Source organism: Chelatococcus albus, assembly GCF_030067675.1.
Lineage (GTDB): Bacteria > Pseudomonadota > Alphaproteobacteria > Rhizobiales > Beijerinckiaceae > Chelatococcus_A > Chelatococcus_A albus.
The window spans coordinates 10,149-34,023 of the sequence record NZ_JASJEV010000002.1 but is presented as its reverse complement, the minus strand read 5'-3'; the positions used below and the strand labels follow the sequence as shown (position 1 = coordinate 34,023).

26 protein-coding genes and 1 tRNA gene are annotated in these 23,875 nt (G+C 69.3%); 14 read left to right on the top strand and 13 right to left on the bottom strand.

Annotated features, from left to right (window positions below):
- Window positions 1-426: 426 nt before the first annotated feature.
- Entirely contained in the window at window positions 427-660 is a 234-nt protein-coding gene (locus QNA08_RS03775) for a hypothetical protein (protein WP_283739358.1), read from the top strand.
- A 40-nt stretch (window positions 661-700) separates the two neighbouring features.
- Here QNA08_RS03775 and QNA08_RS03770 read toward each other — a convergent pair whose 3' ends face one another.
- On the bottom strand, window positions 701-1,051 hold the full coding sequence (locus QNA08_RS03770; protein ID WP_283739357.1) for a LysR substrate-binding domain-containing protein: 351 nt from the start codon (window positions 1,049-1,051) through the stop codon (window positions 701-703).
- Here QNA08_RS03770 and QNA08_RS03765 point away from each other — a divergent pair.
- Together QNA08_RS03765 and QNA08_RS03760 are read left to right on the top strand one after the other, a co-directional pair.
- Window positions 1,030-1,524, top strand: coding sequence for an isochorismatase family protein (locus tag QNA08_RS03765; RefSeq protein ID WP_283739356.1), 495 nt, complete (start codon window positions 1,030-1,032; stop codon window positions 1,522-1,524). The genes QNA08_RS03770 and QNA08_RS03765 overlap by 22 nt on opposite strands.
- A gap of 322 nt (window positions 1,525-1,846) precedes the next feature.
- The gene (locus tag QNA08_RS03760) at window positions 1,847-2,260 is read left to right on the top strand and encodes an antibiotic biosynthesis monooxygenase family protein (RefSeq protein ID WP_283739355.1); all 414 of its coding nucleotides are present in this window, start codon (window positions 1,847-1,849) and stop codon (window positions 2,258-2,260) included.
- Here the strand turns inward: QNA08_RS03760 and QNA08_RS03755 are convergent.
- Window positions 2,229-2,864, bottom strand: a complete 636-nt coding sequence (locus tag QNA08_RS03755) for a glutathione S-transferase family protein (protein ID WP_283739354.1) — start codon at window positions 2,862-2,864, stop codon at window positions 2,229-2,231. The two genes, QNA08_RS03760 and QNA08_RS03755, sit on opposite strands and share 32 nt — an antisense overlap.
- Before the next feature lie 205 nt (window positions 2,865-3,069).
- On the opposite strand from QNA08_RS03755, the gene QNA08_RS03750 reads away from it, so the two are divergent.
- Entirely contained in the window at window positions 3,070-3,702 is a 633-nt protein-coding gene (locus QNA08_RS03750; protein ID WP_283739353.1) for a GNAT family N-acetyltransferase, read from the top strand.
- 69 nt (window positions 3,703-3,771) lie between these two features.
- Here QNA08_RS03750 and QNA08_RS03745 read toward each other — a convergent pair whose 3' ends face one another.
- The 6 genes from QNA08_RS03745 to QNA08_RS03720 form a co-directional block, all read right to left on the bottom strand.
- On the bottom strand, window positions 3,772-4,437 hold the full coding sequence (locus QNA08_RS03745; protein ID WP_283739352.1) for an AprI/Inh family metalloprotease inhibitor: 666 nt from the start codon (window positions 4,435-4,437) through the stop codon (window positions 3,772-3,774).
- Between the two features lie 233 nt (window positions 4,438-4,670).
- A complete protein-coding gene (locus QNA08_RS03740; RefSeq protein ID WP_283739351.1) occupies window positions 4,671-5,456 on the bottom strand; it encodes a succinate dehydrogenase iron-sulfur subunit in 786 nt (261 codons plus the stop codon).
- Window positions 5,457-5,567: 111 nt separating this feature from the next.
- Complete coding sequence (sdhA, locus tag QNA08_RS03735; RefSeq protein WP_283739350.1) at window positions 5,568-7,445, bottom strand: succinate dehydrogenase flavoprotein subunit; 1,878 nt, start codon at window positions 7,443-7,445, stop codon at window positions 5,568-5,570.
- A gap of 16 nt (window positions 7,446-7,461) precedes the next feature.
- The gene (gene sdhD / locus QNA08_RS03730; RefSeq protein ID WP_283739349.1) at window positions 7,462-7,857 is read right to left on the bottom strand and encodes a succinate dehydrogenase, hydrophobic membrane anchor protein; all 396 of its coding nucleotides are present in this window, start codon (window positions 7,855-7,857) and stop codon (window positions 7,462-7,464) included.
- Between the two features lie 11 nt (window positions 7,858-7,868).
- Window positions 7,869-8,282 carry a succinate dehydrogenase, cytochrome b556 subunit gene (sdhC, locus tag QNA08_RS03725; protein ID WP_283739348.1) on the bottom strand — a complete coding sequence of 138 codons (414 nt, stop codon included), beginning with the start codon at window positions 8,280-8,282 and terminating at the stop codon, window positions 7,869-7,871.
- Between the two features lie 190 nt (window positions 8,283-8,472).
- A complete protein-coding gene (locus QNA08_RS03720; protein WP_283739689.1) occupies window positions 8,473-9,531 on the bottom strand; it encodes a MaoC family dehydratase in 1,059 nt (352 codons plus the stop codon).
- Between the two features lie 167 nt (window positions 9,532-9,698).
- Between QNA08_RS03720 and QNA08_RS03715 the strand changes: the two genes are divergently transcribed.
- Window positions 9,699-10,922 carry a lytic murein transglycosylase gene (locus QNA08_RS03715; protein WP_283739347.1) on the top strand — a complete coding sequence of 408 codons (1,224 nt, stop codon included), beginning with the start codon at window positions 9,699-9,701 and terminating at the stop codon, window positions 10,920-10,922.
- A gap of 12 nt (window positions 10,923-10,934) precedes the next feature.
- Here QNA08_RS03715 and folD read toward each other — a convergent pair whose 3' ends face one another.
- The 3 genes from folD to QNA08_RS03700 are packed head-to-tail and all read right to left on the bottom strand — an operon-like array spanning window position 10,935 to window position 12,456.
- Window positions 10,935-11,828 carry a bifunctional methylenetetrahydrofolate dehydrogenase/methenyltetrahydrofolate cyclohydrolase FolD gene (folD, locus tag QNA08_RS03710; protein ID WP_283739346.1) on the bottom strand — a complete coding sequence of 298 codons (894 nt, stop codon included), beginning with the start codon at window positions 11,826-11,828 and terminating at the stop codon, window positions 10,935-10,937.
- The gene (locus QNA08_RS03705; protein WP_283739345.1) at window positions 11,825-12,163 is read right to left on the bottom strand and encodes a DUF167 family protein; all 339 of its coding nucleotides are present in this window, start codon (window positions 12,161-12,163) and stop codon (window positions 11,825-11,827) included. Before QNA08_RS03705 ends, folD begins: the two co-directional genes overlap by 4 nt.
- Window positions 12,164-12,165: 2 nt before the next feature.
- Complete coding sequence (locus QNA08_RS03700; RefSeq protein ID WP_283739344.1) at window positions 12,166-12,456, bottom strand: YggT family protein; 291 nt, start codon at window positions 12,454-12,456, stop codon at window positions 12,166-12,168.
- A gap of 138 nt (window positions 12,457-12,594) precedes the next feature.
- Between QNA08_RS03700 and QNA08_RS03695 the strand changes: the two genes are divergently transcribed.
- Window positions 12,595-12,670 (top strand) — tRNA-Ala (locus tag QNA08_RS03695).
- 188 nt (window positions 12,671-12,858) lie between these two features.
- Here the strand turns inward: QNA08_RS03695 and QNA08_RS03690 are convergent.
- Window positions 12,859-13,539, bottom strand: a complete 681-nt coding sequence (locus QNA08_RS03690) for a flavin reductase family protein (protein WP_283739343.1) — start codon at window positions 13,537-13,539, stop codon at window positions 12,859-12,861.
- A gap of 81 nt (window positions 13,540-13,620) precedes the next feature.
- A complete protein-coding gene (locus QNA08_RS03685; protein WP_283739342.1) occupies window positions 13,621-14,337 on the bottom strand; it encodes a GntR family transcriptional regulator in 717 nt (238 codons plus the stop codon).
- A 296-nt stretch (window positions 14,338-14,633) separates the two neighbouring features.
- On the opposite strand from QNA08_RS03685, the gene QNA08_RS03680 reads away from it, so the two are divergent.
- The 8 genes from QNA08_RS03680 to QNA08_RS03645 all read left to right on the top strand — a co-directional run bounded on the left by QNA08_RS03680 (window position 14,634) and on the right by QNA08_RS03645 (window position 23,807).
- Window positions 14,634-15,386, top strand: a complete 753-nt coding sequence (locus tag QNA08_RS03680) for an aspartate/glutamate racemase family protein (RefSeq protein ID WP_283739341.1) — start codon at window positions 14,634-14,636, stop codon at window positions 15,384-15,386.
- A 47-nt stretch (window positions 15,387-15,433) separates the two neighbouring features.
- Entirely contained in the window at window positions 15,434-17,008 is a 1,575-nt protein-coding gene (locus QNA08_RS03675) for an ABC transporter substrate-binding protein (protein ID WP_283739340.1), read from the top strand.
- Window positions 17,009-17,072: 64 nt separating this feature from the next.
- Window positions 17,073-18,065: an ABC transporter permease gene (locus tag QNA08_RS03670; protein ID WP_283739339.1), complete on the top strand. Its 993-nt coding sequence runs from the start codon at window positions 17,073-17,075 to the stop codon at window positions 18,063-18,065.
- A complete protein-coding gene (locus QNA08_RS03665) occupies window positions 18,055-19,023 on the top strand; it encodes an ABC transporter permease (protein WP_422679850.1) in 969 nt (322 codons plus the stop codon). Before QNA08_RS03670 ends, QNA08_RS03665 begins: the two co-directional genes overlap by 11 nt.
- Window positions 19,024-19,038: 15 nt before the next feature.
- Window positions 19,039-20,235: an amidohydrolase family protein gene (locus QNA08_RS03660; protein WP_283739338.1), complete on the top strand. Its 1,197-nt coding sequence runs from the start codon at window positions 19,039-19,041 to the stop codon at window positions 20,233-20,235.
- Window positions 20,235-21,776 carry an amidohydrolase family protein gene (locus QNA08_RS03655; protein WP_283739337.1) on the top strand — a complete coding sequence of 514 codons (1,542 nt, stop codon included), beginning with the start codon at window positions 20,235-20,237 and terminating at the stop codon, window positions 21,774-21,776. The genes QNA08_RS03660 and QNA08_RS03655 overlap by 1 nt, the downstream gene beginning before the upstream one ends.
- Complete coding sequence (locus QNA08_RS03650; protein ID WP_283739336.1) at window positions 21,773-22,816, top strand: ABC transporter ATP-binding protein; 1,044 nt, start codon at window positions 21,773-21,775, stop codon at window positions 22,814-22,816. The genes QNA08_RS03655 and QNA08_RS03650 overlap by 4 nt, the downstream gene beginning before the upstream one ends.
- Window positions 22,803-23,807 (top strand): ABC transporter ATP-binding protein, encoded by a 1,005-nt coding sequence (locus tag QNA08_RS03645; protein WP_283739335.1) that lies wholly within the window; start codon window positions 22,803-22,805, stop codon window positions 23,805-23,807. The genes QNA08_RS03650 and QNA08_RS03645 overlap by 14 nt, the downstream gene beginning before the upstream one ends.
- Window positions 23,808-23,875: the final 68 nt, after the last annotated feature.

Here is a 23,875-nt window from a genome sequence, read left to right as displayed (position 1 = left end):
GGCTCAACGCCGCATTGCGCAGATCGACCTGCGCCCACCCCCAGAATGGGGCCCGCACGCCGCCGAGCCGGCATAGCACCTCCTTGCATGGCTGCAATGTCAGAATGCAGCCTCCGCCAGAGCCACCGTGGGCGCGCCGGCCGGCCGATCGCGCATCGCGTCGACGAAAGACAAGCGATATCAACAGCATATCGAGCAGACGCGCACTCGCCGGAGGCCGTGCGGCGGGCGCGAAACACTCCGCTACCGCCACCGGGTCGGTGGCGATTCGATCGGGCACTGCATAGTTCCTCCCTGACGAATGTGCGAAAGCGCACACCGCGGAGGCTCGGCCGACTCCATGTCCTTCCAACGACGCGCCGCACGGCGCGCTTCGGACCAACCGGCAGCCGCTGTCGGCGGCCGCCCTCCGAGAGGACAATCGTCATGCGCAAGATCACTGTTGCCGTTGTCGCCGCCCTCGGCGTGTCGATCGCCGCGCCCGCCATGGCCGACGGCGGTGGCCGCTATGTCGAGGATACCTACCGTTACATATCGAATGACAGGGTGCGGCAGCAGGACGGCCGCAACGCCGCGGCGACGGCGGAGGCGCAGGCCAATGTCGAGGCCTGGCAGCGGCTGCGCGCCAACCAGACTGGCAGCGTTCGCCCGGCCCCCTGATACCGGGGACACGGCCCCTCCGCCATCGACCGCCGGCCGCTCACGGCCGGCGGTTTTGCTCGGGCCGAGACCGAGCAGCCTCGGAGAAGCTCCTGACCACGTCCTCGACCCAGTTCACGACCGCGCCGACCGCCGGCGCCCGACGCCGCTGCGGATGCACGAGCAGCCATAACCCGCGCTCGACGACCACCGCGCCGCCCCCGTGCCTGACCAGTCGCGCGTCCGCATCGGCCAACGCCGTCGGCAGGAGTGCAAGACAGCCGGCCGTCGCCGCCGCCTCCGCCAGTGCCTCGAGCCGGTCGCTTCGGAAAGCGGTGCGCTCCTCCGGGAAGTGGCCCATGAGCCAGCGCATTTCTGGCAGATGCGCCAATGGCTCGTCATAGGCTGCCAACGGGACTGCCAACGACAAGTCGCGCCGCCCTGCTTGCCGGCGCACGTGCCGCCGGGGCCTGCGTCATCCACATCGTCCACCGCGGAGCCGCGGGCGGGGCGTTCGACCGGGTGGGGTGGCGCGGCGCCATCGTCGATGCCCTGATGCCGCGCGACGGCGAAATGGCGATCGAGAAGCCGCGGCCCAGTTCCTTTTCCGGCACTGATCTCGGCGCGCGCCTCGTCGCGCTCGGCCGGCCGCCGCTCGTCGTCGCCGGCTGCACGACGCACATGCGTGTCTCCACGACGGTACGCGCCGCGCTCGATGAAGGCTTCGCCGTCACCGTTGCCGCCGACGCCTGCGCGACGCGCGACCTGCCGAATCCCCCGGGCGGCGTGATCCGCGCCGAGACGATACACGCCGCCGCGCTCGCCGCTCTCGCCGACCGCTTCGCGCTGGTCACGAAGGTCGGGGTTCTGGCGGGATCCGCCTGAAGACCGACAGCCTCCCGACAACGACGAACGCCTCCTGCCGCCAACTGACAGGAGCACCGCGCTAAAAGATCGATCCCAAGGGACGGCACCTTCGGCCGCCGTCCGATTCACGAGGTCGATCAGGCACGGTCCGACCCGACGCGCGATGGAGCGCTTCCCGATTCCGCCGGATCGGGAAGCGCCCCTGACCTGTTGAAATGAGAGCATTCTCGCTGACGCCAGCCTTTGCTTCCGCGTCAGGACGGCACCCGTGTCGGCGAAAATGCTCGCAGCGTCCGGGAGGCCGTGCGGCGACCGTTGTCCCCGCCATGGGAGAACGTTCATGCCCGCTCCTTGCGTCGAAGTCGTCGTCTATCGCGTCAACTCCCCCGACGAGGCGGAGGCGGCGCGCCGGGAGGCCATGCCTGTCGTGGCGCGGCTTCCCGGCTTCCTGTCATGGCAAGCGCTGCGGGGCTTCGACGAGCCCGGCCTCTTCGCCGACGTCGTACTGTGGGAGACCCATGCAGCCGCCAAGGCCGCGGCCGACACCTTCGGCCGCGACCCGAATCTCGCCCGCTTCTCGCGCCTCGTCTCACAGCTCATCGTGATGTCCCATCACAAGGCGAGCATGACCGTGGAACGGGGAGCCGGCATGGCCTCGCCGGCCCGCACCGGCGGCAGTGCGGAGGCCGCAAGGCGGGCGGATACGCCCGACATGCCGGCCTTCAGGCTGGTGACGTCGCCTTACGCGGCATGAGGTCGTAGGGGTGGGCCCAGCCCGGCAGGGCTGCGATTCGCCCGGCCCAGGCATTGATCTGCGGGAAGGCGGTGCGGTCGATCCCCGTTTCCTCCGGATAGTAGAGGTAACCGACCATCGAGATGTCCGCGATGGTCGGCCTCTCGCCGAGGATGAAGGGACGGGTTGCGAGATGCTTCTCGACGATCCCGAAGGCGCCGAGCACGCGCCCGCGCAGAAATTCAGTGACCGGCGTCTCGCCGGTCTTCTGGATGCCGATCTGGAAGCGCAATGTGGCGAAATAGCTCGTGAACTTGTGGTTATCGAAGAGGATCCAGCGCAGGATCTCGAGCTTCTCGTCCTCGTCGCGGCCGCCGAAGCGGCCCGTGCGCTCGGCAAGGTAGGTCAGGATGGCGCCGCTCTGGCTGAGGCGCCGGCCGCCATGCTCCAGCACCGGCACCTCGCCGAGCTCGTTCAGACGCTCGCGGAAGGCTTCGCCGCGGGTCTCTCCATTGAAATAGTCGACCCAATGCGCTTCCCAGTCGCAGCCGGCGAGCGCAAGCATCAGCGCTGCCTTGTAGGCATTGCCGGATTCACCCATGCAATGGAGCCTGTATTCGGCCATGATCACCTCTTCCCGATTTGGTGAACGTCCACTGCGCAGTTGAGCCCGTCTCATGCCGTCGCGCCACCCCGAGGCGGCACCGCGACCGATCAAACTTTGTGCGCGCACCCATCTTGCATTTCATGTTGCGCCGCACAAAATACGCCGCGTTTAGGGAGTCGACGCTCGGAGGGTCGCAGTGCGATCCAACCGAGAGGACGACGTTATGGGTTACACCCATACGGGACCGGCGGACCGGTCTCGCGGCACGATCCGCAAGCTCTTCGGCACGGACATGCCGCTCTTCCGCGAGCATCTCCTGCGTCTCGACCCGCAGAGCCGGCGCGACCGGTTCGTGGGGGCCGTGAGCGATGCCTATCTTGCGGCCTATGCGGAGCGGTGCTTCGCCTCCGAGGGCCTCGTCTACGGCTATGTCGAGGACGGGCGTGTGCGCGGCGCCGCCGAACTGCAGCCCTATGGCGAATGGTCCGATCTGCGCGCCGAGGCGGCCTTCAGCGTGGAAGCTCCCTGGCGTTGCCAGGGCATCGGCAGCGCCCTGTTCGAGCACCTGCTGGTCGCAGCGCGCAACAGGCGCGTGCGGCAACTCGCCATGAGCTGCCTTGCCTACAATCGCCCGATGCAGGCGCTGGCGCGCAAGTACAGGGCCGACCTCGCGCTCGAGAGGGGCGAGGTCGTCGGCACGGTCGCGACCGCAGGTCCGACCCCCTTCACGCTGATGCAGGAGGCTGTCGACGACGCCCGCGGTTTCATGAGTGCGGCCGCCGACCTGCAGCAGCGCATCTGGCAACCGCTCGGCGCCGCCCCTGCGGCAACGCCGGCGACGCAAACGGCGCGCTGAAGCGCTCCCTCGAGCTTCGATGCGAGACGCCGCGCACCCGCGCGGCGTCGCTCGCAACAGGCCAGTGCCTCAGCGGCTGATGCTGAGCGGAGCGCCGGACTTGGCGATGACGCCGCTGAAGCCGCCGCCGCCGCCCTTGAGGCGTGCGACCACCGTGTCGCGCGAGAAGAGATAGACCTCCCCGTCGCGCAGATCCCAGGCATTGACGGCCTTCAGGTCCTGGTTGGCGCAGCCCGAGGTCGAGGCGCGGTAGCGGTCGAGGGCCGGCGAGCTCGACAGCGACACCTTGCACGAGCCGCCCGTCGCCTCGCGCGCCGTCCAGGTGCCGGTGACGGAGGTCCGGCTGGCGGGCGCGGCGGCGGCCGCCCCGGCGGGGCTCTGCGCGCCCGATGGCGTCCCGAGGCTTGCGACCGGGCCCGGCGTGCCACCGAGTTGCGAGCCGGCCGGCGGCGGCGCCGGCGGCTCGGCCGCCACGACCGTCCCCGGGGCTGGCGGCAACGGGCTCGCGATGACGGCCGAGGAGGAGCCGGGCGCGGGCGCGGGCTCATAGTCGTCGGGCGGCGGCGCCGAGGCGCGCGGCGCGGCGCCATAGCCCCCCGACGGCGGATAGGCCGGCCCGGATGCGTAGGGGCCCGAACCGAACCGGCTGGACCCGGCACAGGCGGCCAGGAACATGACCGGCAGGATCAGGAGGGCACGCGCGACGCGCGGTGCGGCGGCTCGCGGAAGGAACATGCGGCTCATCGGTCTGTGCTTCCCCAGCGGCGGTGCCCGCATGACCCCTCAGCATGGTGGCGGGATCATGGCACGGTCACGCATGGAACGGTCTTAGAGCATTTTCCCGCGATGTGGGAACCGGCTCGCCGACGAAAATGCAGGCGAGCGGCGCATGGCGCCCAAATGAGAGCGGCGCCCGAAGGCGCCGCACGCTCCCTTCGCAGGGCGGAACCGGTCCCGGAACGGCGCGGTCAGACCTGCCGCTCCACCATCATCTTCTTGATCTCGGCGATGGCCTTCGCCGGGTTGAGGCCCTTCGGGCAGGCGTTTGCGCAGTTCATGATGGTGTGGCAGCGATAGAGGCGGAAGGGATCTTCCAGATTGTCGAGGCGCTCGCCGGTGGCCTCGTCGCGGCTGTCGATGAGCCAGCGGTAGGCCTGCAGCAGCACGGCCGGGCCGAGGTAACGGTCGCCGTTCCACCAGTAGCTCGGGCAGGAGGTGGAGCAGCAGGCGCACAGGATGCACTCGTAGAGCCCGTCGAGCTTCTCGCGGTCCTCCTTCGACTGGCGCCACTCCTTCTCGGGCGCGGGCGTCGTCGTCTTGAGCCAGGGCTCGATCGAGGCATGCTGGGCGTAGAAGCGTGTGAGGTCGGGCACGAGATCCTTCACCACCGGCATGTGCGGCAGCGGGTAGATCTTCACCACGTTGTTTGACGCGCATTCGTCGATGCCGCGCGTGCAGGCGAGCGTGTTCGACCCGCCGATGTTCATGGCGCAGGAGCCGCAGATGCCCTCGCGGCAGGAGCGGCGGAAGGTGAGCGTCGAGTCGACCTTGTTCTTGATGTAGATCAGCGCGTCGAGGACCATCGGGCCGCAGTCGTCGCGGTCGACGGTATAGGTGTCGATGCGGGGGTTCTCGCGCGTGTCCGGATCCCAGCGGTAGACGCGGAACTCGGTCGTGCGGGCCGCGCCGGCGGGCTTCGGCCAGACCTTGCCCTCGGTGATCTGCGAGTTCTTGGGAAGGGTGAACTGGGCCATCGTTCTCGGCTCTACCTTGTCATGCCCGGGCTCTTCCCGGGCATCCCGGTGCGGCGGGCACCGCCTCGTTGACGGAGATGGCCGGGCCGAACCCGGCCATGACGGGCACCATCAATACACGCGCGCCTTCGGCTCGATGTACTCGATGTCGTTCGACATCGTGTAGGTGTGCACCGGCCGGTAATCGATGGTGACGGACTTCTTGTCCTCGTCGATCCAGGCGAGCGTGTGCTTCATCCACTCCTTGTCGTCGCGCTCGGGGAAGTCCTCGCGCGCGTGCGCGCCGCGGCTCTCCTTGCGGTTCGCCGCGCCCTCCATCGTCACCACGGCCTGGGTGATGAGGTTGTCGAACTCGAGCGTCTCGATGAGATCGGAGTTCCAGACAAGCGACCTGTCGGTGACGCCGATATCGGCGGCACCCGCCCAGACCTCGTGGATGAGCTTCTGCCCCTCCTCCAGCACCTCGCCGGTACGGAAGACAGCGCAGTTCGACTGCATGGTGCGCTGCATCCTGAGGCGCAGCTCCGCCGTCGGCGTCGCCCCGCGGGCATTGCGGAACCGGTCGAGCCGCGTGAGCGCAAGATCGGCCGAGCCGGCCGGCAGGTCAGCGTGCTTGTCCCCGGCCTTCACCAGTTCCGCGGCGCGCAGCCCCGCAGCCCGGCCGAAGACGACGAGGTCGATGAGCGAGTTCGAGCCCAGGCGGTTCGCCCCGTGTACGGAGACGCAGGCCGCCTCGCCGATGGCCATCAGGCCTGGCACCACGTGGTCCGGGTTGCCGTCGTGCTTGGTCAGCACCTCGCCGTGATAGTTCGTCGGAATGCCGCCCATGTTGTAGTGCACGGTGGGCAGTACCGGGATCGGCTCCTTTGTCACATCGACGCCGGCGAAGATCTTGGCGCTCTCCGAGATGCCGGGCAGGCGCTCGTGCAGGATCTTCGGGTCGAGATGGTCGAGGTGCAGGTAGATGTGGTCCTTGTTCTTGCCCACGCCCCGGCCCTCGCGGATCTCGATCGTCATCGAGCGCGAGACCACGTCGCGCGAGGCGAGGTCCTTGGCGGAGGGCGCGTAGCGCTCCATGAAGCGCTCGCCCTCGGAATTGGTGAGGTAGCCGCCCTCGCCGCGGGCCCCCTCGGTGATGAGGCAGCCCGAGCCGTAGATGCCGGTCGGGTGGAACTGCACGAACTCCATGTCCTGCAGCGGCAGGCCGGCGCGCAGCACCATGGCGTTGCCGTCGCCGGTGCAGGTGTGAGCGGAGGTGGCCGAGAAATAGGCGCGGCCGTAGCCACCCGTCGCCAGGATGACGAGATGGGCGCGGAAGCGGTGGATGGTGCCGTCGTCCATCTTCAGGGCGACGACGCCGCGGCAGCGGCCCTCGTCGTCCATGATCAGGTCGATGGCGAAATATTCGATGAAGAACTCGGTGTCGTTGCGCAGCGCCTGGCCGTAGAGCGTGTGCAGGATGGCGTGGCCCGTCCTGTCGGCGGCGGCGCAGGTGCGCTGGGCCGTGCCCTTGCCGAAGTGGGTCGTCATGCCACCGAAGGGGCGCTGGTAGATCTTGCCCTCCTCCGTGCGCGAGAAGGGCACGCCCCAGTGCTCGAGCTCATAGACGGCTGCCGGCGCGTTGCGCACGAGATATTCGATGGCGTCCTGATCCCCGAGCCAGTCCGACCCCTTGACGGTGTCGTACATGTGCCAGCGCCAGTCGTCCTCGCCCATATTGCCGAGCGAAGCGGAGATGCCGCCCTGCGCCGCCACCGTGTGCGAGCGCGTGGGGAACACCTTGGTGATGCAGGCCGTCTTGAGGCCCGCCTGGGCGCAGCCGACGGTGGCGCGCAGGCCCGCGCCGCCGGCGCCGACGATCACCACGTCGAAGCTGTGGTCGGTGATCGGATAGGCTTGGCCGGTATAGGCCGGACGCGCCGGGCGCTTCGGGGCGGAACCCGCCTCGGCCGCCTTGGTCTTCCTGGAGGTGGTCGCTGCCTTGGCCATCACATTCTGGTCCCGGTTACATCCCGAAGGAGATCTTGAGGACGGCGAAGGTCGCGGCTGCGCCGACGGCGATCGCGAAGAAGGTATTCGCCATCACGGCGAGGACCTTGGCCCCCTCGCCGTGCACGTAGTCCTCGATGATGACCTGCATGCCGAGGCGCATATGATAGACGCCCGACAGGACGAAGAGGAGGATGAGAAGCGCGACGAGCGGCTGCTTCAGGGTCGCCACCGCCGCCGCGTGATCCTTGCCGACGAGCGAGATCACGACGGCGAGGAAGGCGATGGCGAGCGGGACATTGGCGACGGCGGTGAGACGCTGGTGCCAGAAGTGCCGGGTGCCGGACTTGGCCGAGCCGAGGCCGCGGACGCGCCCCAGCGGCGTGCGCATGGACATGTTGGAACGGGCCATGGGGTGTCTCCTCAGCGCACCGCGTAGGCGATCAGCCACACCGCGAGGGCGAGGGCGATCGAGCCGACCAGCGTCAAGCGGGCGAGGTTCATCCGGGTGGCGAGGTCGTAACCCTTGCCGAGATCCCAGACGAAGTGGCGCAGACCGCCGAGCATGTGGTGCAGGAGCGCCCAAGTGTAGCCGAACAGCACCAGCCGGCCGAGCCACGAGCCGGCGACCCCCTGGAAGGTCGCGTAGGCCGCCGGGCCGCTCGCCATGGCGACGAGCCACCACACGAAGATGAGCGTGCCGACGTAGAGCGCCGACCCGGTGATGCGGTGCGCCACCGACATCGCCATCGTCCAGGTCCAGCGATAGATCTGCAGATGCGGCGAGAGGGGGCGGAACTCTTCGGGTCGCGCCCCGGGCGCTTTCGCCTCGGCCATGGGTCGGCTCTCCGACTAGGGGACAAAGGGAAGACTGCCCGGCCCCGCGATGCGGGTGGCAGTCTGGAGTCGCTCGAAGCTGCGTGGGTTCCTAACCCGAACCGGGCGGCCGCCGCAATGCAACATGCGACGGAGCGCGTGACAAATCTGATATATTGTCACTTGAGCGCCTGCGCACCGTCTCGCCCCCTCAGCGGGGGATGAGCGCCCAGTAGTCGAAGTCGAGGATCACCGCCGGATCGTACTCGCCGCCCGTCCTGTCGGGAAAGTCGGCGCAGGGCCTGTTCTTCGTCGCCACCGTGCGGATGCGCAGCGCGCCGACGTCCGGCCGGCCGGCGGCCTCGGCGACGTCGAGGATCTCGCTCCAGGCATAGACAGTGTCGCCGGCGAAGAGGGGCGCCACGTGCCGGCCGCCGTTGATGGCGGCGATGTGGAAGGCGTTGCCGAGGCCGTTGAAGGACAGCGCACGCGCGAGCGAGATGACGTGTCCGCCGTAGATCAGCCGGCGGGCGAAGCGCGTGCCGGCGGCGGCATGCTGGTCGAAATGGACCTTGGCCGTGTTCTGGTAGAGGCGGGTGGCGAGCTGGTGCTCTGCCTCCTCCACCGTCATGCCGTCCACGTGGTCGATGCGCTCGCCCCGGGCATAGTCGCCCCAGCGATGCAGGCTGCCGGCGAGCACGTCGTCATAGGCCTCGCCGTCGATCGGCGGGCAGCCGACACCGAGGGTTGAGGGATCGGCCGCCGCCGGCAGGTCCGGCACGTGCTCCTCCGGCGCCGGCGCCGCCTCGTCGCGCTTGCGCACCATGACCCAGCGCACGTAGTCGAGCACGCCGTAGCCGTGCTGGTTGAAACCGCGCGAGCGCACGTAGACGACGCCCGTCTTGCGGTTGGAGTTTTCCTTGAGGCCGATCACCTCCGACACGGTGGAGAGCGTGTCGCCGGGATAGACCGGGCGCAGGAAATGGCCATTGGCATAGCCGAGATTGGCGACCGCGTTGAGGGAGACGTCAGGCACCGTCTTGCCGAAGACGACGTGGAAGACGAGGAGGTCGTCGAGCGGGCTCCGCTCGTAGCCGATGCGATGGGCGAATTCGTCCGAGGACTGCACCGCGAAACGCGACCCGTAGAGCGCGGTGTAGAGGGCCGCGTCCGCCGCCGTCACCGTGCGGGGTGTGGCGTGGTGAATGGTCTCGCCGAGGCGAAAATCCTCGAAGAAGCGACCGGGATTGGTCTTCGTCGTCACCGTCATCATCGCCTGCCCCCGTCCTCCTCCTCGTTCCCCCTCTTCGTAGCGGATCGGCGGCGGGAGGCCAGTGCGACTTGCGGCTGACGCCCGGTCGCGCGCCCCCCTCCCGCGCCTTGACGCCCGCCGACCGGCTGGCAGAGTGGTACGGCCTTCCACGGGAGCGGACGACGATGCCACGCACGACTGCCGGATCAGCGATCGTGGCGGCTTTCCTGGCCGCTGTCACCGGGGCGCCGGCTGCGGCCGCGACCTGCGGCGGCGCCGCCGGATTCGACGCCTGGCTTGCCTCCTTCAAGCGCGAGGCCGCGGCGCAGGGTGTCAGGCCGGCAACCATCGCCGGCGCGCTCGACGGCGTCACCTTCGATCCCGGCATCGTGGCGCGCGACCGCGGCCAGGGCGTGTTCCAGCAGAGCTTCCTGCAATTCTCGGGGCGCATGGTCGCCGCCTACCGGCTGCAGAAGGGCGCCCAGCTCATCAAGCAATATGCCCGCATCCTCGACCGCATCGAGGCGGAGTACGGCGTGCCCGGCGCAGTCATCGTCGCCTTCTGGGGGCTCGAGACCGATTTCGGCGCCAATATCGGCGACGGCAACACCCTGCGCGCGCTCGCGACCCTCGCCTGGGACTGCCGCCGCCCGGACATGTTCCGGCGCGAGCTTCTCGCGGCGCTGCGCATCATCGACCGCGGCGACCTGACGCCCGCGCAGATGCGGGGGCCCTGGGCGGGCGAACTCGGCCAGCTCCAGTTCCTGCCCGCGCACTACTACGACTACGGTGTCGACTATGACGGCGACGGGCGGCGCGACCTCCTGCGCAGCGTGCCGGACGTGCTCGCCTCCGGCGCCAACTACCTGAAGAGCCTCGGCTGGCGGGCCGGCGAGCCCTGGCTGCAGGAGGTGCGCCTGCCTGCCGAGCTTCCCTGGGACCAGGCGGACCTCGCGATCCTGCACCCGCGCTCCTACTGGATCCGCGCGGGCGTGACCGCGGCGGACGGCGCAACGCTCCCGGCCGACGGCCTGCCCGCCTCCCTCCTCCTGCCCATGGGGCGCAACGGCCCGGCCTTCCTCGCCTATGCCAATTTCCGTGCGTTCCTCGGGTGGAACCGGTCCTTGGTCTATGCAACGACTGCCGCCTATTTCGCCACGCGCCTCGACGGCGCCGGCCCCGTCGGTCAGGGACGCGCCCCCGTGCAGACCCTGAGCGCGAGCGAAGTGGCCGAGCTGCAGCGGCTGCTCGCCGCCCGCGGCTACGACATCGGCAAGGTGGACGGCAAGCTCGGCCTCACGACACGCGCAGGCGTCAAGCAGGCGCAGCTCAAGCTCGGCCTGCCGGCCGATTCCTACCCGACGCGCGAACTCCTCGAACGCCTGCGCACCACGAACGGCACGAACTGAGACGGCTGAACGTCAGGGCGCTGCGAAAGGCAGCCCCCGCCGCCGGCAGCAGGATTCGAGCGTGTTGTGCAGGAGGCATGCAATCGTCATCGGCCCGACGCCGCCGGGCACGGGCGTGATGGCGCCGGCAACTGCCGAGGCTTCGGCATAGGCGACATCGCCGACAAGCCTGTTCTTGCCTTCGCCGAGCTCCGGCGCCGGCACACGGTTGATGCCGACGTCGATGACGATGGCGCCGGGCTTCACCCAGTCGCCCTTGATCATCTGCGGCCGGCCGACAGCCGCGACGAGGACGTCGGCCCGGCGGCAGACCCCCGGCAGGTCGCGCGTCCTGGAATGGGCGACCGTCACCGTGCAGCTCTCGGCGAGGAGGAGCTGCGCCATGGGCTTGCCGACAATGTTCGAGCGTCCGACGACGACGGCGTCGAGGCCGGCGAGATCCCGCCGGACGGACTTGATGAGCATCAGCGAGCCCAGCGGCGTGCAGGGCACGAGCCCGCCGCCGCCCGTCGCCACACGCCCGACGTTGACGGGGTGAAAGCCGTCCACGTCCTTGGCAGGATCGATCGCCTCCAACACCTTCTGCGCGTTGACATGAGGCGGGAGCGGCAGCTGCACGAGGATGCCGTCGACAGCCTCGTCGGCATTGAGGCGTGCGACGAGCGCGAGGAGCTCGGCCTCGCTCGTGGTCGCCGGCAGGCGGTGCTCGAAGGAGCGCATGCCCGCCTCCACCGTCTGCTTCGCCTTGTTGCGCACGTAGACCTGGCTCGCCGGATCCTCGCCCACGAGCACGACGGCGAGCCCGGGCTGCACCCCGTGTACACGGCCGAGTTCGGCCACCCGGCCTGCGATGCGCTGGCGCAGCCCCTCCGCGAAGGCCTTGCCGTCGATGATGGTGCCCGTCATGCGTTCCGTCCCCCGATCCCCGTTGCGGCGGCGAGCACCGCCGCGAGCGCGTCCGCATCCCCGTCGATTTGCACGCTCTTGACCCGTGCGGTGTGCCCGGCGACGACGGCGACCGCCGAGGGCGGCACGCCGAGGCTCTTCGCCAGCAGCCTCTCGAGCGCGGTGTTCGCGGCGCCGTCCTCCGGCACGGCGCGCACGCGCGCCTTCAGCACCGACCGGCCGTCGCTCAAGGTCGCCAGCCCCTCGAGCGCGTCGCGGCCGCCGCGCGGCGTCAGGCGCACGACGACCATGAGCCCGTCGCCCGCGGGCGCCCACGGCAGTGCCTCGCCGGCCATGGTCAGATCACGATCGGATAGACATAGAGCTGGATCACCCGCTGCACGAAGAAGATGAGAAGCAGCAGGATGATGGGCGAGACGTCGATACCGCCGAGATTGGGCAGGATGTTGCGGATGGGGCGCAGCGCCGGTTCCGTCACCTGATAGAGGAAGTTCCAGATCGAACGCACGAACTCGTTGCGCACGTTGATGACGCTGAAGGCGACCAGCCAGCTCACGATCGCCGAGGCGATGACGAGCCAGCTGTAGAAGTCGAGGGCGACCATGAGGACGTCGAGAAGGGCGCGCATGAACATCTCTGCAAGGATGTGACGCTCTCGTTTAGCGCCCGCGCCGGCTGTGAACAACCCGACGCCGGCGCCCGTCACGCCACCGCGAAGCGGATTGACAGCCTCCCCCGGGCCAGCCTAAAAGGCGCCCACCTGAAAGGGGCTGTAGCTCAGTTGGGAGAGCGCTGCAATCGCACTGCAGAGGTCAGGGGTTCGAATCCCCTCAGCTCCACCAGGTTCCAGGAATTTCCGCACAATCCACCCTCGGTGACCTCCGCCGTCGCACGGCGGTCCGGCGGTAACCTCTTGCCGGGCGCTCCCGAGCGTTCGGAATCGTTGCGATGGCGGTCACCCCGGCGTGCCGACACGCTCAATAGTCGCCACAGCGCGCAGGCTCCTGAGCACATGGGCTGAGAAGAGCGATCACCGCTCTCCTTCGGCGCGTTGGACGCGATCCGAAGGCCGCGCCCGGCGCTCCCATTCCTCCGTGCTCATCGTCGGCAGGTCGAAGTAGTCTCGGGTGCGGGCGTAGCCGTGCCCGCCCATGCGCCCGAGCGCGTCGAGCGCGAAGGGATCGACATGGAGCTTGTCGCGATCGACGATGTCCTCGCGCAGATGCGCCGCGACGACCTCGCCGAGAAAGATGACGCGCGAGCGGCTGATCTCCAGCGTCATGTAGCGCCGGCACTCCAGGGCCGCCGGCGATTCGAGGATGCGCGGGCATTTCACATGCGTGCCGGGCACCGCGGTCAGCCCGGCGGCGGCGACCTCGTCGACGCCCGGCGCGAAGGGGACCGCGCACACGTTCATGGCGGCGACGAGGGCGTCGGAGACGATGTTGACCGTGAACTCCTCGGTCAGGCGCACGTTGCGCGCCGTATCCTTGAAGCGCATGTCGGCCCTGTTCTCGACCCCGAGGGCGACGATCGCCGGATCCGCCGACAGGCAGTTGAAGAAGCTGTAGGGGGCGGCGTTGACGCGCCCCTCCTCGTCGGTGGTGGTGACAAGGGCGATCGGCCGCGGCACGACGGTGCCGATAAGCAGCTTGTAGCGCTCGCGGGCACTCAGTCGTGCGAAGTCGAAGGAGAGGTGGGTGGCAGTCATGGCATCACCGGCGGCTGGCTTTCGGGGCGGGCGCAAGGGCGGCCGCAGGCGACCTGGCAGGACGAGGCGCAGTTTGGGTGGTCAGGGTGCGTAGGCGTCGAGGATGGCGCGGATGTCGCGCTGTGGGGTGCGGGCGGAGGCGAGGAGGGCGCGCTCGGTGACCGCGTCGAGATGGTGCTCCATGACGGCGATGGCCTTGCCGGCATCGCCGGAGCGCAGGGCGGCGACGATCTCCAGATGCTCGTTGACGGCGCAGTCGGGGGAGTGCGGCCGCCCGTAGAGCGCCAGGATGAGCGAGCAGCGCGACACGAGCTCGTTGATGTAGCGGGCGATGACGGCATTGCCCGAGAGCTCGGCCAGGAGGATGTGGAACTCGCCGGCGAGGCGGATCGATTCGGCGGCGCCGCGCGCCCGCGCCTCCCCCTCGCGCGCCACATGCGCCTCGAGGAGGGCGATCTGCCTGGGCGTGACGCGGCCGACGAGGCGGCGCACCACGTCGCGCTCCAGGCTGCGGCGCACCTCGAAGATGTCGCAGGCCTCCTCGAGGCTCGGCCGGGCGACCGTGGCGCCACGGTTGAGCTTCAGCTCCACGAGGCCCTCGGCGTGCAAGCGGCCGAGGACGCCGCGCACGATGGTGCGGCTGACGCCGAAGCGCTCGCCGATCACGTCCTCCGGCAGCTTGTCTCCCGGGCGCAGCGCCTGCTCGATGATGGCCCGGCGCAGGGCGCGGTAGACGGCCTCGCCGCGCGGCAGGTCGTGGCGTCTGTTCGGCTTGCTGGGGGTGGCTCCGTCGCTCATGGCGGGTGAGGCATGGGGTGAGGCGGTGTGCGGGGGCGTGCGCCATCGTTTGTATCCGATCCGGTCTGGGGTTCTAGCCTCAATTTTCGTATCCATACATGATCTATAATTGTATACAATTACTGCCTTCGATCGCAAGGCATGCGCCACCATGCGGCGCCGCGCCGGCCCGGGGCTCCGCGGGAGGAGGGGCCGGGCTGCACGCATCGCGGTCGCGGGCTGCCTGCAATAGGGACTGGCGCCGGGCGCGCGGTTGTGCATCATGAGTCTGAATGCATACGCGAATGTACACAAAAATGACCGCCGCCCCGCGCAGCCTGCTCCTCATCAACGGCAACACCGATGCCGCCCTCACGCGCCGCCTCGTCGAGCGCGCCCGCGCCCTCCTGCCCCATGACCGGGAGGTCGTCGGCGCCACGGCGCTCTACGGGGCTGACTATATCGACACTCGTGCGGATGCGGTGGTGGCGGCTCATGCGATCGTCGAGACGATCACGGCGGAGCTTCGCCAGCGCCCGGCGGCGCACTTCGACGCCTGCCTCATCGCCTGTTTCGGAGAGCCGGGGATCGGTGCGGCGCGCGAACTCTTTCCCTTGCCGATCATCGGCATGGCCGAGGCATCGATCCTGTCGGCGCTCCAGCTCGGGGAGCGCTTCGCCATCGTCACGGCGGGCGCGCGCTGGCCGGGCATGCTGCGCGAGCTCATGCGGCAGCAGCGACTGGAGGAGCGCTGCTGTGCCGTCCTCGCGCTCGACGGACGCGCCCCCCACCTCGCCACGCGCCCGCACGAGGCACGCGACGCCATCGGCACGGCGGTCGTGGAGGCCGTCGAGGTGCACCGGGCGGAGGTTGTCATCATCGGCGGCGCCGCCCTCGCGGGCTTTGCGCAGGACCTGCAGCCGCGCTGCGACGTGCCGCTCGTCTGCTCATTCGCTGCCGCGCTGGCGCAGGCGGAGGCGCTCGCCGCCCTCCGCCGCGCCGGAACGGCGCCGCGGCGCGACGGGAAGACACCCCCAACCGTGCGGGAGATGGAGGCGGCGGGACGCTGAACGAGCCCGCCGCGACAACGACAACGAGACCCAGAGGAGAACCGGGCATGAAATCGCTGAAACTGATGCTGGCGGCGACGGCAGCCGTCATGACGCTCTCGACGGCCGCCCCGGCCAACACCCTCAAGTGGGGCGCGGCGCGCGATATCGACTCCCTCGACCCCTATGCCTTTGGCAGCACCTTCACACTGGCTTTCCTGAACCACGTCTACGAGGGGCTCGTCCGCTACGACGCCAATCTCAAGATCGAGCCCGCGCTCGCGGAATCCTGGGAGATCGTCGAGCCGACTGTGTGGCGCTTCAAGCTGCGCAAGGGCGTCAAGTTCCACAACGGCAGCGATTTCACAGCCGACGACGCCATGGCCTCGCTCAAGCGCATCAGTCACGAGACCTCGCCGCTGAAGGGCAACCTGCCGGCCTACAAGGACGCCCGGAAGATCGACGACCACACCGTCGACATCATGCTCAACTCGGCCTACCCGCTGCTCCTCAACGACCTCACCAACGTCTTCATGTTCGACAAGGAGTGGCTCGTCGCCAACAACAGCGAGCTGCCGACCGATGTCGCCAAGGGCGTCGAGGGCTACGCCACGCATCACGCCAACGGCACCGGGCCGTTCATGCTGGAGTCGCGGCGGCCGGATGCCAAGACCATCCTCGTCGTCAATCCCAAATGGTGGGATGCGCCCAGGCACAATCTGACGCGCATCGAGTTCACGCCCATCGCCTCGGCGCCGACGCGCGTTGCGGCCCTCCTGTCGGGTGACATCAACTACACCGAGGCCGCACCGCTCCAGGACCTGCAGCGCCTGCAGGCCTCTCCCGAGGTGAAGACCCTGCTCTCCACCGAGCTGCGCACCGTCTTCTTCGCGCTCAACTTCAAGGACAGGCTCACCGAGTCCGACGTCAAGGACAAGAACCCGCTGAAGGACAGGCGCGTGCGCCGGGCCCTCTACCAGGGCCTCGCCATGGACCAGATGCAGAAGCGCGCCATGCGCGGCCTCTCGCGCAACACGGGCGCGCTCGTCGCCCCGGCCATCCCCGGCTATACGCCCGACATGGACGCGCGCCTGCCCTTCGACGCCGAGGGGGCGAAGAAGCTGCTCGCCGAGGCGGGTTACCCGAACGGCTTCTCCCTCTCGCTCGTCTGCTCGACCGACAGCTACGTCAATGAGGAGGAGATCTGCCAGTCGGCCGCCGCCATGTGGGCGCGCATCGGCATCAAGGCGAACCTGAGCTCCGGTCCGCGCAGCATCCAGAATCCCAAGCGCGTCAAGGGCGAGTTCGACATCACGACGCTCGGCTGGGCCAACGAGCCGATGATCGACGCCTATTCGATCCTCGTGCAGGTCATGCACGGCAAGACGGGCTCGGCCGGTGTGTTCAACTGGGGCAACTGGGGCCATCCGCGCATCGACGAGCTCACCGACAAGGCCGCCAACGAGCTCAATCCGGAGAAGCGCATTCCGATGATGAGCGAGGCGCTGAAGATCGCGAAGGAGGAGATCCTGTTCCTGCCGCTGCACCAGCAGCCCATGGCCTGGGCGACCCGCACGGACGTGACCGGCGCGGTGCAGCTCTCCGACAACAAGGCGCGGCACTGGTTCACCCGCATGAAGTGAGGCCTGCGAAGCGGTCCGGTCGCCGCCCGCGGCCGGACCGCGCGCCCTGCCCAAGGAGGGACCGATGCTGGCCTTTCTCCTTCGACGTCTCGCCAATGCCGTGGCGGTGATGCTGACGGTGGCGCTCATCGCCTTCGTCATCTTCCGCTTCGTCGGCGATCCCGTCGAAATGATGCTCAACGAGCAGGCCACGCAGGCGCAGCGCGACGCCCTGCGCGAGCGGCTGGGGCTCAATGCGTCCCCGGCCATGCAGTTCGCCCGCTTCGTCACCAACGCGATCCAGGGCGATTTCGGAATTTCCTACCGCAATCAGCAGGATGTCTTCACCCTCATCGCCGAGCGCTTCCCGGCGACGCTCGAGCTCGTGCTCGTGGCGACCATCCTGTCGCTCGCGCTGGGCATCCCCTTCGGTGTCGTTACGGCCATCCGCCGCAATTCGGTGCTGGCGCAGGCCCTGCAGCTCGTCTCGATCGTCGGCATCTCCCTGCCGAGCTTCGCCCTCGGCATCCTCCTGATCCTCGTCTTCTCCGTGCAGCTCGGCTGGCTGCCCGGCTTCGGGCGCGGCGAGGTGGTCGATCTCGGCTTCTGGTCGACGGGCCTGCTCACGGCCTCCGGACGCAAGGCCCTCGTCCTGCCGAGCATCACGCTCGCGCTCTTCCAGATCACCCTCGTCATGCGCCTCGTGCGCGCCGAGATGCTGGAGACGCTGCGCACCGACTTCATCAAGTTCGCCCGCGCCCGTGGCCTGCCCGACCGCGTCGTGCATTTCCGCCACGCGCTCCGCAACTGCCTGATGCCCGTGATCACGGTGACAGGCATGCAGATCGGCAATCTCATCGCCTTCGCCCTCATCACCGAGACGGTGTTCCAGTGGCCGGGCACGGGCCTGCTCTTCATCCAGGCGGTGACCTTCGTCGACATCCCGGTGATGGCCGCCTATCTCGTCATCGTCTCCTTCATCTTCGTGGCGCTGAACACCGTCGTCGACATGCTCTATGCCGTCGTCGACCCGCGTCTGCGCATGCAGGGCAGCGGGGGAGGCGGCCATGGAGGTTGACGCGATGACCGCCCCGCCCACCCCCGCCGCAACCCCTCCCGCCAGGCCCGGCCTCCTGGCACGCCTCGCCGACAGCGACCTGTGCTGGAGCCTGCACAGGAGCCCGCTCGCGCTCGCCGCCGGCCTCGTGCTGATCCTCGTATCGCTTGCCGCCCTGTTCGCGCCGCTCCTCGCGACGCAGAACCCTTACGACCTCGCGCAGCTCGACCTGACGAACGCCGAGCTGCCGCCCATGTGGCTCGAGGACGGGCAGGCGGCCTACGCGCTCGGCTCCGACAACCAGGGCCGTGATGTCTACTCGGCCATCCTCTACGGCTCGCGCATCTCGCTCGTCATCGGTGCCGCCACCGTCGCGCTGTCGCTCGCGATCGGGCTCATCGTCGGCCTGTCGGCCGGCTATTCCGGCGGCTGGGTCGACAATCTGCTCATGCGCATCGGCGACACGCTGCTCAGTATCCCGACCATTCTGGTGGCGATCCTCGTCACGGCGGTGTTCCGGCAGCTCCTGCCCCCGGGCCTGCGCGAGGCCTTCTCCGCCATCATCCTGGTCGTCGCCATCTCGATGACGAACTGGGTGCAGTACGCCCGCACGGTGCGCGCCTCGACGCTCGTCGAGCGGCGTAAGGAATATGTGCAGGCGGCGCGCCTCATCGGCGTGAGGCCGCTGCGCATCATGATCGGCCACATCCTGCCGAACCCGCTCACCCCCGTGCTCGTCACGGCGACGCTCAACCTCGGCCTCGCCATCCTCATCGAGGCGACGCTGTCCTTCCTCGGCATCGGCATGCCGCCGACGGAACCCTCGCTCGGCACGCTGATCCGCATCGGCAACCAGTATCTGTTCTCCGGTCAGTGGTGGGTCGTCGTCTTCCCGGCCGCCTACCTCAGCCTCATCGTGCTCGCGGTCAACCTGCTGGGCGACTGGCTGCGCGACGCCCTCAATCCCAAACTCCGCTGACACAGGGACCCGACGATGCCTGCAAGCATGCTGCTCACCAACGTCCGCCCAGCGGGCGGTCCGACAACGACCGTCCTCGTGCGCGACGGCCGCATCGCGGTGGTCGGGAAGGGAGCGAAGGCCGACAGCGTGGACGTCGTCGACGCCGGCGGCGCGCTCATGCTGCCCGGCCTGGTCGAGGCGCATACGCATCTCGACAAGACGCTCTACGGCATGGCCTGGTACCGCAACGAGGTCGGCCCGCGCCTCATCGACAAGATCGACAACGAACGGGCGATGAAGAAGAAGCTGGGCATCGATCCGGCCCGCCAGTCCGCCCGGCAGGTCGTGCTCTCGGTCGGCCACGGCACCACGCACATCCGCACGCATGTGGACGTCGACACCGAGGTCGGCCTCGCCGGCATCGAGGGCGTGATGCGCACGCGCGAACGCTATCGCAACATCATCGACATCGAGATCGTCGCCTTTCCGCAGAGCGGCCTCCTGGTGCGCCCGGGCACGGTCGAACTGATGGAGGAGGCCCTGAAGATGGGGGCCGAGGTCGTCGGCGGGCTCGACCCCTCCGGCATCGACCGCGACCCCAAAGGCCACCTCGACGCGATCTTCGGCCTCGCCGAGCGCCACGGCCGCCCCCTCGACATCCACCTGCACGAAGCGGGCGAACTCGGCGCCTTCGCGGTCGAGCTCACCATCGAGCGCACCAAGGTGCTCGGCATGCAGGGCAGGGTGACACTGAGCCACGCCTTCTGCCTCGGCATGCCGGATCCGGTCGCGGTCGGCGCCCTGATCGACGGGCTGGCGGAGGCGGGCATCCACGTCATGACGACGGGCCCGGCCTCGCGCCCGGCGCCGCCGGTCAAGCGGCTCGTGGAGGCGGGCATCACGGTCTGCTCCGGCAACGACGGCATCCGTGACACCTGGGGCCCCTACGGCAACGGCGACATGCTGGAGCGGGCCATGTTCGTCGGCCTGCGCAACAACCTCCGTCGCGACGACGAGCTCGAGCTCGCCCTCGATGTCTGCACCCATGGCGGCGCCAGGGTCATGGCGCTCGCGGACTACGGCCTCGAGCCCGGCTGCCGGGCCGATTTCGTCCTCGTCGACGCCGAGACCGTGGCGGAGGCGGTCGCCGGACGGCCGCCGCGCAAGCTCGTCGTCAAGAACGGCCGCATCGTCGCCCGCGACGGGCGGGCGATCGTGGAGGCACCGTGATGGCGCGCCGCGAGCCCCTGCCCACGCACCACCAGTCAGTGCCCTCCGACCGTATCGACGGCCCCGTTCTCGTCACGGCGCGCTGGGTCGTCGGCCACGCGAAGGGGAGCCATCAGCTCCTCGAACGCGGTGAGGTCGTCTTCGAGCGCGACAGCATCGTCTTCGTCGGCCACGGCTACAGCGGGGAGGTGGCGCGCCGCGTCGATTTCGGCGAGGCGCTGATCGGCCCGGGCTTCATCGATCGCGACGCCCTGTCCGATCTCGACACGACGATCCTCGGCTTCGACAACCAGCCGTCCTGGGAGAAGGGCCGCGTCTGGCCCAAGTCCTACATGGATCGCGGGCCGTACGAGATGTACACGCCCGACGAGCTCGCCTTCCAGAAGCGCTACGCTTTCGCCCAGCTCATCCGCAACGGCATCACCACGGCCCTGCCGATCGCCTCGCTGTTCTACCGGGAGTGGGGCGAGACCTGGGACGAGTTCGCGGCGGCGGCGGACACCGCCGGGGACCTCGGGCTGCGCGTCTATCTCGGACCCGCCTACCGCACCGGCAACACCTTCATCCACGACGACGGCCGCATCGACTTCTTCTTCGACGAGCCGCGCGGCCTCGCCAATCTCGACGAGGCGATCCGTTTCTGCCGAACCTTCGAGGGACGGGCGGGAGGCCTCGTGCGCACCATGCTGGCGCCCGACCGCATCGAAACGTCGACGGCAGAACTGCTGCGCCGCTCGGCGGCCGCGGCGCGCGACCTCGACGTGCCGATCCGCCTGCACTGCTGCCAGTCGAAGCTCGAATACGATGCCGTGCTGCGGCAGCATGGCATGAGCCCGCCGGAATGGTTGAGGAGCCTCGGCTTCCTGTCGGAGCGGGCGCTCCTGCCCCACGGCGCCTATGTCTCGGGCTCGAGCCGCATCGACCGGCCCGGCCGCGACCTCGAGATCATCCGCGACGGCGGCGCCTCTGTCGTGCATTGCCCGCTCGTCTCGGCGCGGCACGGCAGCACGCTCGAATCCTTCGCGCGCTACCGCGCCATGGGCCTCAAGATCGGCCTCGGCACCGACACCTGGCCGGCCGACATGGTGCTCAACATGCAGGTTGGCATGATGCTGTGCCGGGTGGTCGACGCCTCGGCGACGGCGGTGCGCTCCGAGCACTATTACGACGCCGCCACGACCGGAGGGGCGGAGGCCCTGCGCCGACCGGACCTCGGCCGGCTCGCGCCCGGTGCGAAGGCCGATCTCGTTGTCTTCGACCTCGGCCACGACCGCATCGGCCAGGTGATCGATCCGATCCAGACGCTGATGGTCGGCGGGTCCGGTCGCGACGTCGACACCGTCGTCATCGACGGGCGCTTCGTCATGAGCAGCGGCGTCATCCCCGGTTTCGACGCGGCCGAGGCGCATCGGCAGGCGCAGGCGCAATTCGACCGGCTCACGGCGCGCTATCCGGAGCGAACCTGGAAGCACCCGCCCGTCGAAGAGATCTTCTCGTCGAGCTACCCGCGCGTCGAGCCGAACCAGGAGAGCACCGCATGACCCATTCCGCCGCCGAGGCACGGGGCGCGACGCCCCTGCCATCACCCGCCGCGCGGCCGGTCCTCGAAGTGCGCGGCGCCCGGGTGGAGTTCCCCACACGGCGCGGCACGCTCGTCGCCACCGACGGGGTGTCCTTCGACATCGGCCCCGGGGAGATCCTGGGCATGGTCGGCGAGTCGGGCGCGGGCAAGTCGCTCACCGGCATGGCGGTCATTGGCCTCCTGGAGCCGCCCGGGCGCCTCGCCGCCGGCGAAATCCATCTCGACGGCGAGCGCATCGACAACCTGCCGCCGCGCCGGCGCCAGGCGATCCGCGGCCGCAGGATCGGCGCAATCTTCCAGGATCCGCTGACGAGTCTGCACCCGCTGTTCACGGTGGGCCGGCAGCTCGTCGAGACCATCCGCTTCCACCTCGACGTCTCCGAGAAGGAGGGACGCGAGCGGGCGCTGGCCCTTCTCAAGGACGTCGGCATCCCAGCGGCAGAAGAGCGCATCAACCACTATCCGCACCAGTTTTCGGGCGGCATGCGCCAGCGCGTCGTCATTGCCCTCGCCCTCGCCGCCAATCCCTCTCTCGTCATCGCCGACGAGCCGACGACCGCGCTCGATGTGTCGATCCAGGCGCAGATCACGGCCCTCCTCAAGCGCCTGTGCCGCGAGCACGGCACGGCCGTATTGCTCGTCACCCACGACATGGGCGTCATCGCCGAAACGGCCGACCGCGTCGCGGTGATGTATGCCGGACGCATCGTCGAGATCGGTCCCGTGCTCGACGTCATCCGCCGGCCGCGCCATCCCTACAGCCGCGGCCTGATGGCCTCCATCCCGGGCCTGCGCGAGCGGGCGGAGCGGCTCAACCAGATCGAAGGCTCGATGCCGCGCCTCACCACCATGCCACCGGGCTGCGCGTTCCACCCGCGCTGCCCGGAGGCCGGTCCGCGCTGCCACGTGGCGCGCCCCATGCTCGCCGCCGTGCCAGGGGAGGTCACGTCCGCCGCCTGCTGGCTGCACCAGGGAGGTGTGACCCGTGCCGCGCAATAATGCCGCGACCGCCGCGCCCCTCCTCGAGGTCGAGGACCTCGCCTGCTGGTTCGACATTTCGCCGCCGCTCATGGAGCGGATGCTTGAAGGCAAGCCCCGGCAGATCCTGAAGGCCGTCGACGGCGTGAGCTTTTCCGTCGCGCGCGGAACGACCTTGAGCATCGTCGGCGAGTCGGGCTGCGGCAAGTCGACGATCGCGCGCCTCCTCGTCGGCCTGCACAAGCCGACGCGCGGCTCGATCCGCTTCAGCCAGGGGGCGCATGGCGCGCTCCGCGTGCAGATGATCTTCCAGGACCCCTATGCCAGCCTCAATCCGCGCTGGCGCGTCGGGGACATCGTTGCCGAGCCGATCCGCACCCTGAAGCTGCGTCCGGACGAGGCGGCGACCCGCCGGCGGGTGGACGAGCTGCTCAGCCTCGTCGGTCTCTCGCCGGCGGACGGCCGGAAATATCCGCACGAGTTCTCCGGCGGCCAGCGCCAGCGCATCTCGATCGCGCGGGCACTCGCCACCGAGGCCGAGTTCCTGGTCTGCGACGAGCCGACCTCTGCCCTCGACGTGTCGGTGCAGGCGCAGATCCTCAACCTGATGCGCGATCTGCAGCGCAAGTTCGGGCTGACCTACGTGTTCATCAGCCACAACCTCTCGGTCGTGCGCCACATGTCGGAACGGGTGGCGGTGATGTATCTCGGCCGGCTGGTCGAGGAGGCGGCAGCAGAGACGCTGTTCGCCGACCCGCGCCATCCCTACACGCGCCTGCTCCTCGACACGATCCCCGATCTCGAGGCGCCGAACCGCCATCGCCAGCCGATGGGCGGGGAGGTGCCGAGCCCGATCGCCCCGCCGCCGGGCTGCACCTTCCATCCCCGCTGCCCACTCGTGCGCGAGGCCTGCCGCAAGGGGCGCCCGGACCTGCGCCTGATGCCCGACGGCGCGCGTCTCGCCTGTATCGCGACGCAAGAGGCCGAGGCTCGCCTCGCCGTCCCCGCCTGACCAACCGAGGAGAGCAGGCTTCGCGACGGATCCGGCGGGCGGCACTGCCGCGGGGCGCGGCCAGATGT

Coding starts and splice junctions, on each gene's coding strand:
- QNA08_RS03765 (WP_283739356.1), top strand. CDS start 1,030: ATGGCTCGTCATAGGCTGCCAACGGGACTGCCAACGACAAGTCGCGCC.
- QNA08_RS03705 (WP_283739345.1), bottom strand. CDS start 12,163: ATGGCCGGCGAGGCACTGCCGTGGGCGCCCGCGGGCGACGGGCTCATG.
- QNA08_RS03655 (WP_283739337.1), top strand. CDS start 20,235: ATGGCGCGCCGCGAGCCCCTGCCCACGCACCACCAGTCAGTGCCCTCC.
- folD (WP_283739346.1), bottom strand. CDS start 11,828: ATGACGGGCACCATCATCGACGGCAAGGCCTTCGCGGAGGGGCTGCGC.
- QNA08_RS03745 (WP_283739352.1), bottom strand. CDS start 4,437: ATGTTCCTTCCGCGAGCCGCCGCACCGCGCGTCGCGCGTGCCCTCCTG.
- QNA08_RS03670 (WP_283739339.1), top strand. CDS start 17,073: ATGCTGGCCTTTCTCCTTCGACGTCTCGCCAATGCCGTGGCGGTGATG.
- QNA08_RS03760 (WP_283739355.1), top strand. CDS start 1,847: ATGCCCGCTCCTTGCGTCGAAGTCGTCGTCTATCGCGTCAACTCCCCC.
- QNA08_RS03660 (WP_283739338.1), top strand. CDS start 19,039: ATGCCTGCAAGCATGCTGCTCACCAACGTCCGCCCAGCGGGCGGTCCG.
- QNA08_RS03750 (WP_283739353.1), top strand. CDS start 3,070: ATGGGTTACACCCATACGGGACCGGCGGACCGGTCTCGCGGCACGATC.
- QNA08_RS03775 (WP_283739358.1), top strand. CDS start 427: ATGCGCAAGATCACTGTTGCCGTTGTCGCCGCCCTCGGCGTGTCGATC.
- sdhC (WP_283739348.1), bottom strand. CDS start 8,282: ATGGCCGAGGCGAAAGCGCCCGGGGCGCGACCCGAAGAGTTCCGCCCC.
- QNA08_RS03755 (WP_283739354.1), bottom strand. CDS start 2,864: ATGGCCGAATACAGGCTCCATTGCATGGGTGAATCCGGCAATGCCTAC.
- QNA08_RS03685 (WP_283739342.1), bottom strand. CDS start 14,337: ATGAGCGACGGAGCCACCCCCAGCAAGCCGAACAGACGCCACGACCTG.
- QNA08_RS03740 (WP_283739351.1), bottom strand. CDS start 5,456: ATGGCCCAGTTCACCCTTCCCAAGAACTCGCAGATCACCGAGGGCAAG.
- QNA08_RS03700 (WP_283739344.1), bottom strand. CDS start 12,456: ATGCGCGCCCTTCTCGACGTCCTCATGGTCGCCCTCGACTTCTACAGC.
- sdhA (WP_283739350.1), bottom strand. CDS start 7,445: ATGGCCAAGGCAGCGACCACCTCCAGGAAGACCAAGGCGGCCGAGGCG.
- QNA08_RS03665 (WP_422679850.1), top strand. CDS start 18,055: ATGGAGGTTGACGCGATGACCGCCCCGCCCACCCCCGCCGCAACCCCT.
- QNA08_RS03680 (WP_283739341.1), top strand. CDS start 14,634: ATGACCGCCGCCCCGCGCAGCCTGCTCCTCATCAACGGCAACACCGAT.
- sdhD (WP_283739349.1), bottom strand. CDS start 7,857: ATGGCCCGTTCCAACATGTCCATGCGCACGCCGCTGGGGCGCGTCCGC.
- QNA08_RS03675 (WP_283739340.1), top strand. CDS start 15,434: ATGAAATCGCTGAAACTGATGCTGGCGGCGACGGCAGCCGTCATGACG.
- QNA08_RS03720 (WP_283739689.1), bottom strand. CDS start 9,531: ATGACGGTGACGACGAAGACCAATCCCGGTCGCTTCTTCGAGGATTTT.
- QNA08_RS03650 (WP_283739336.1), top strand. CDS start 21,773: ATGACCCATTCCGCCGCCGAGGCACGGGGCGCGACGCCCCTGCCATCA.
- QNA08_RS03715 (WP_283739347.1), top strand. CDS start 9,699: ATGCCACGCACGACTGCCGGATCAGCGATCGTGGCGGCTTTCCTGGCC.
- QNA08_RS03690 (WP_283739343.1), bottom strand. CDS start 13,539: ATGACTGCCACCCACCTCTCCTTCGACTTCGCACGACTGAGTGCCCGC.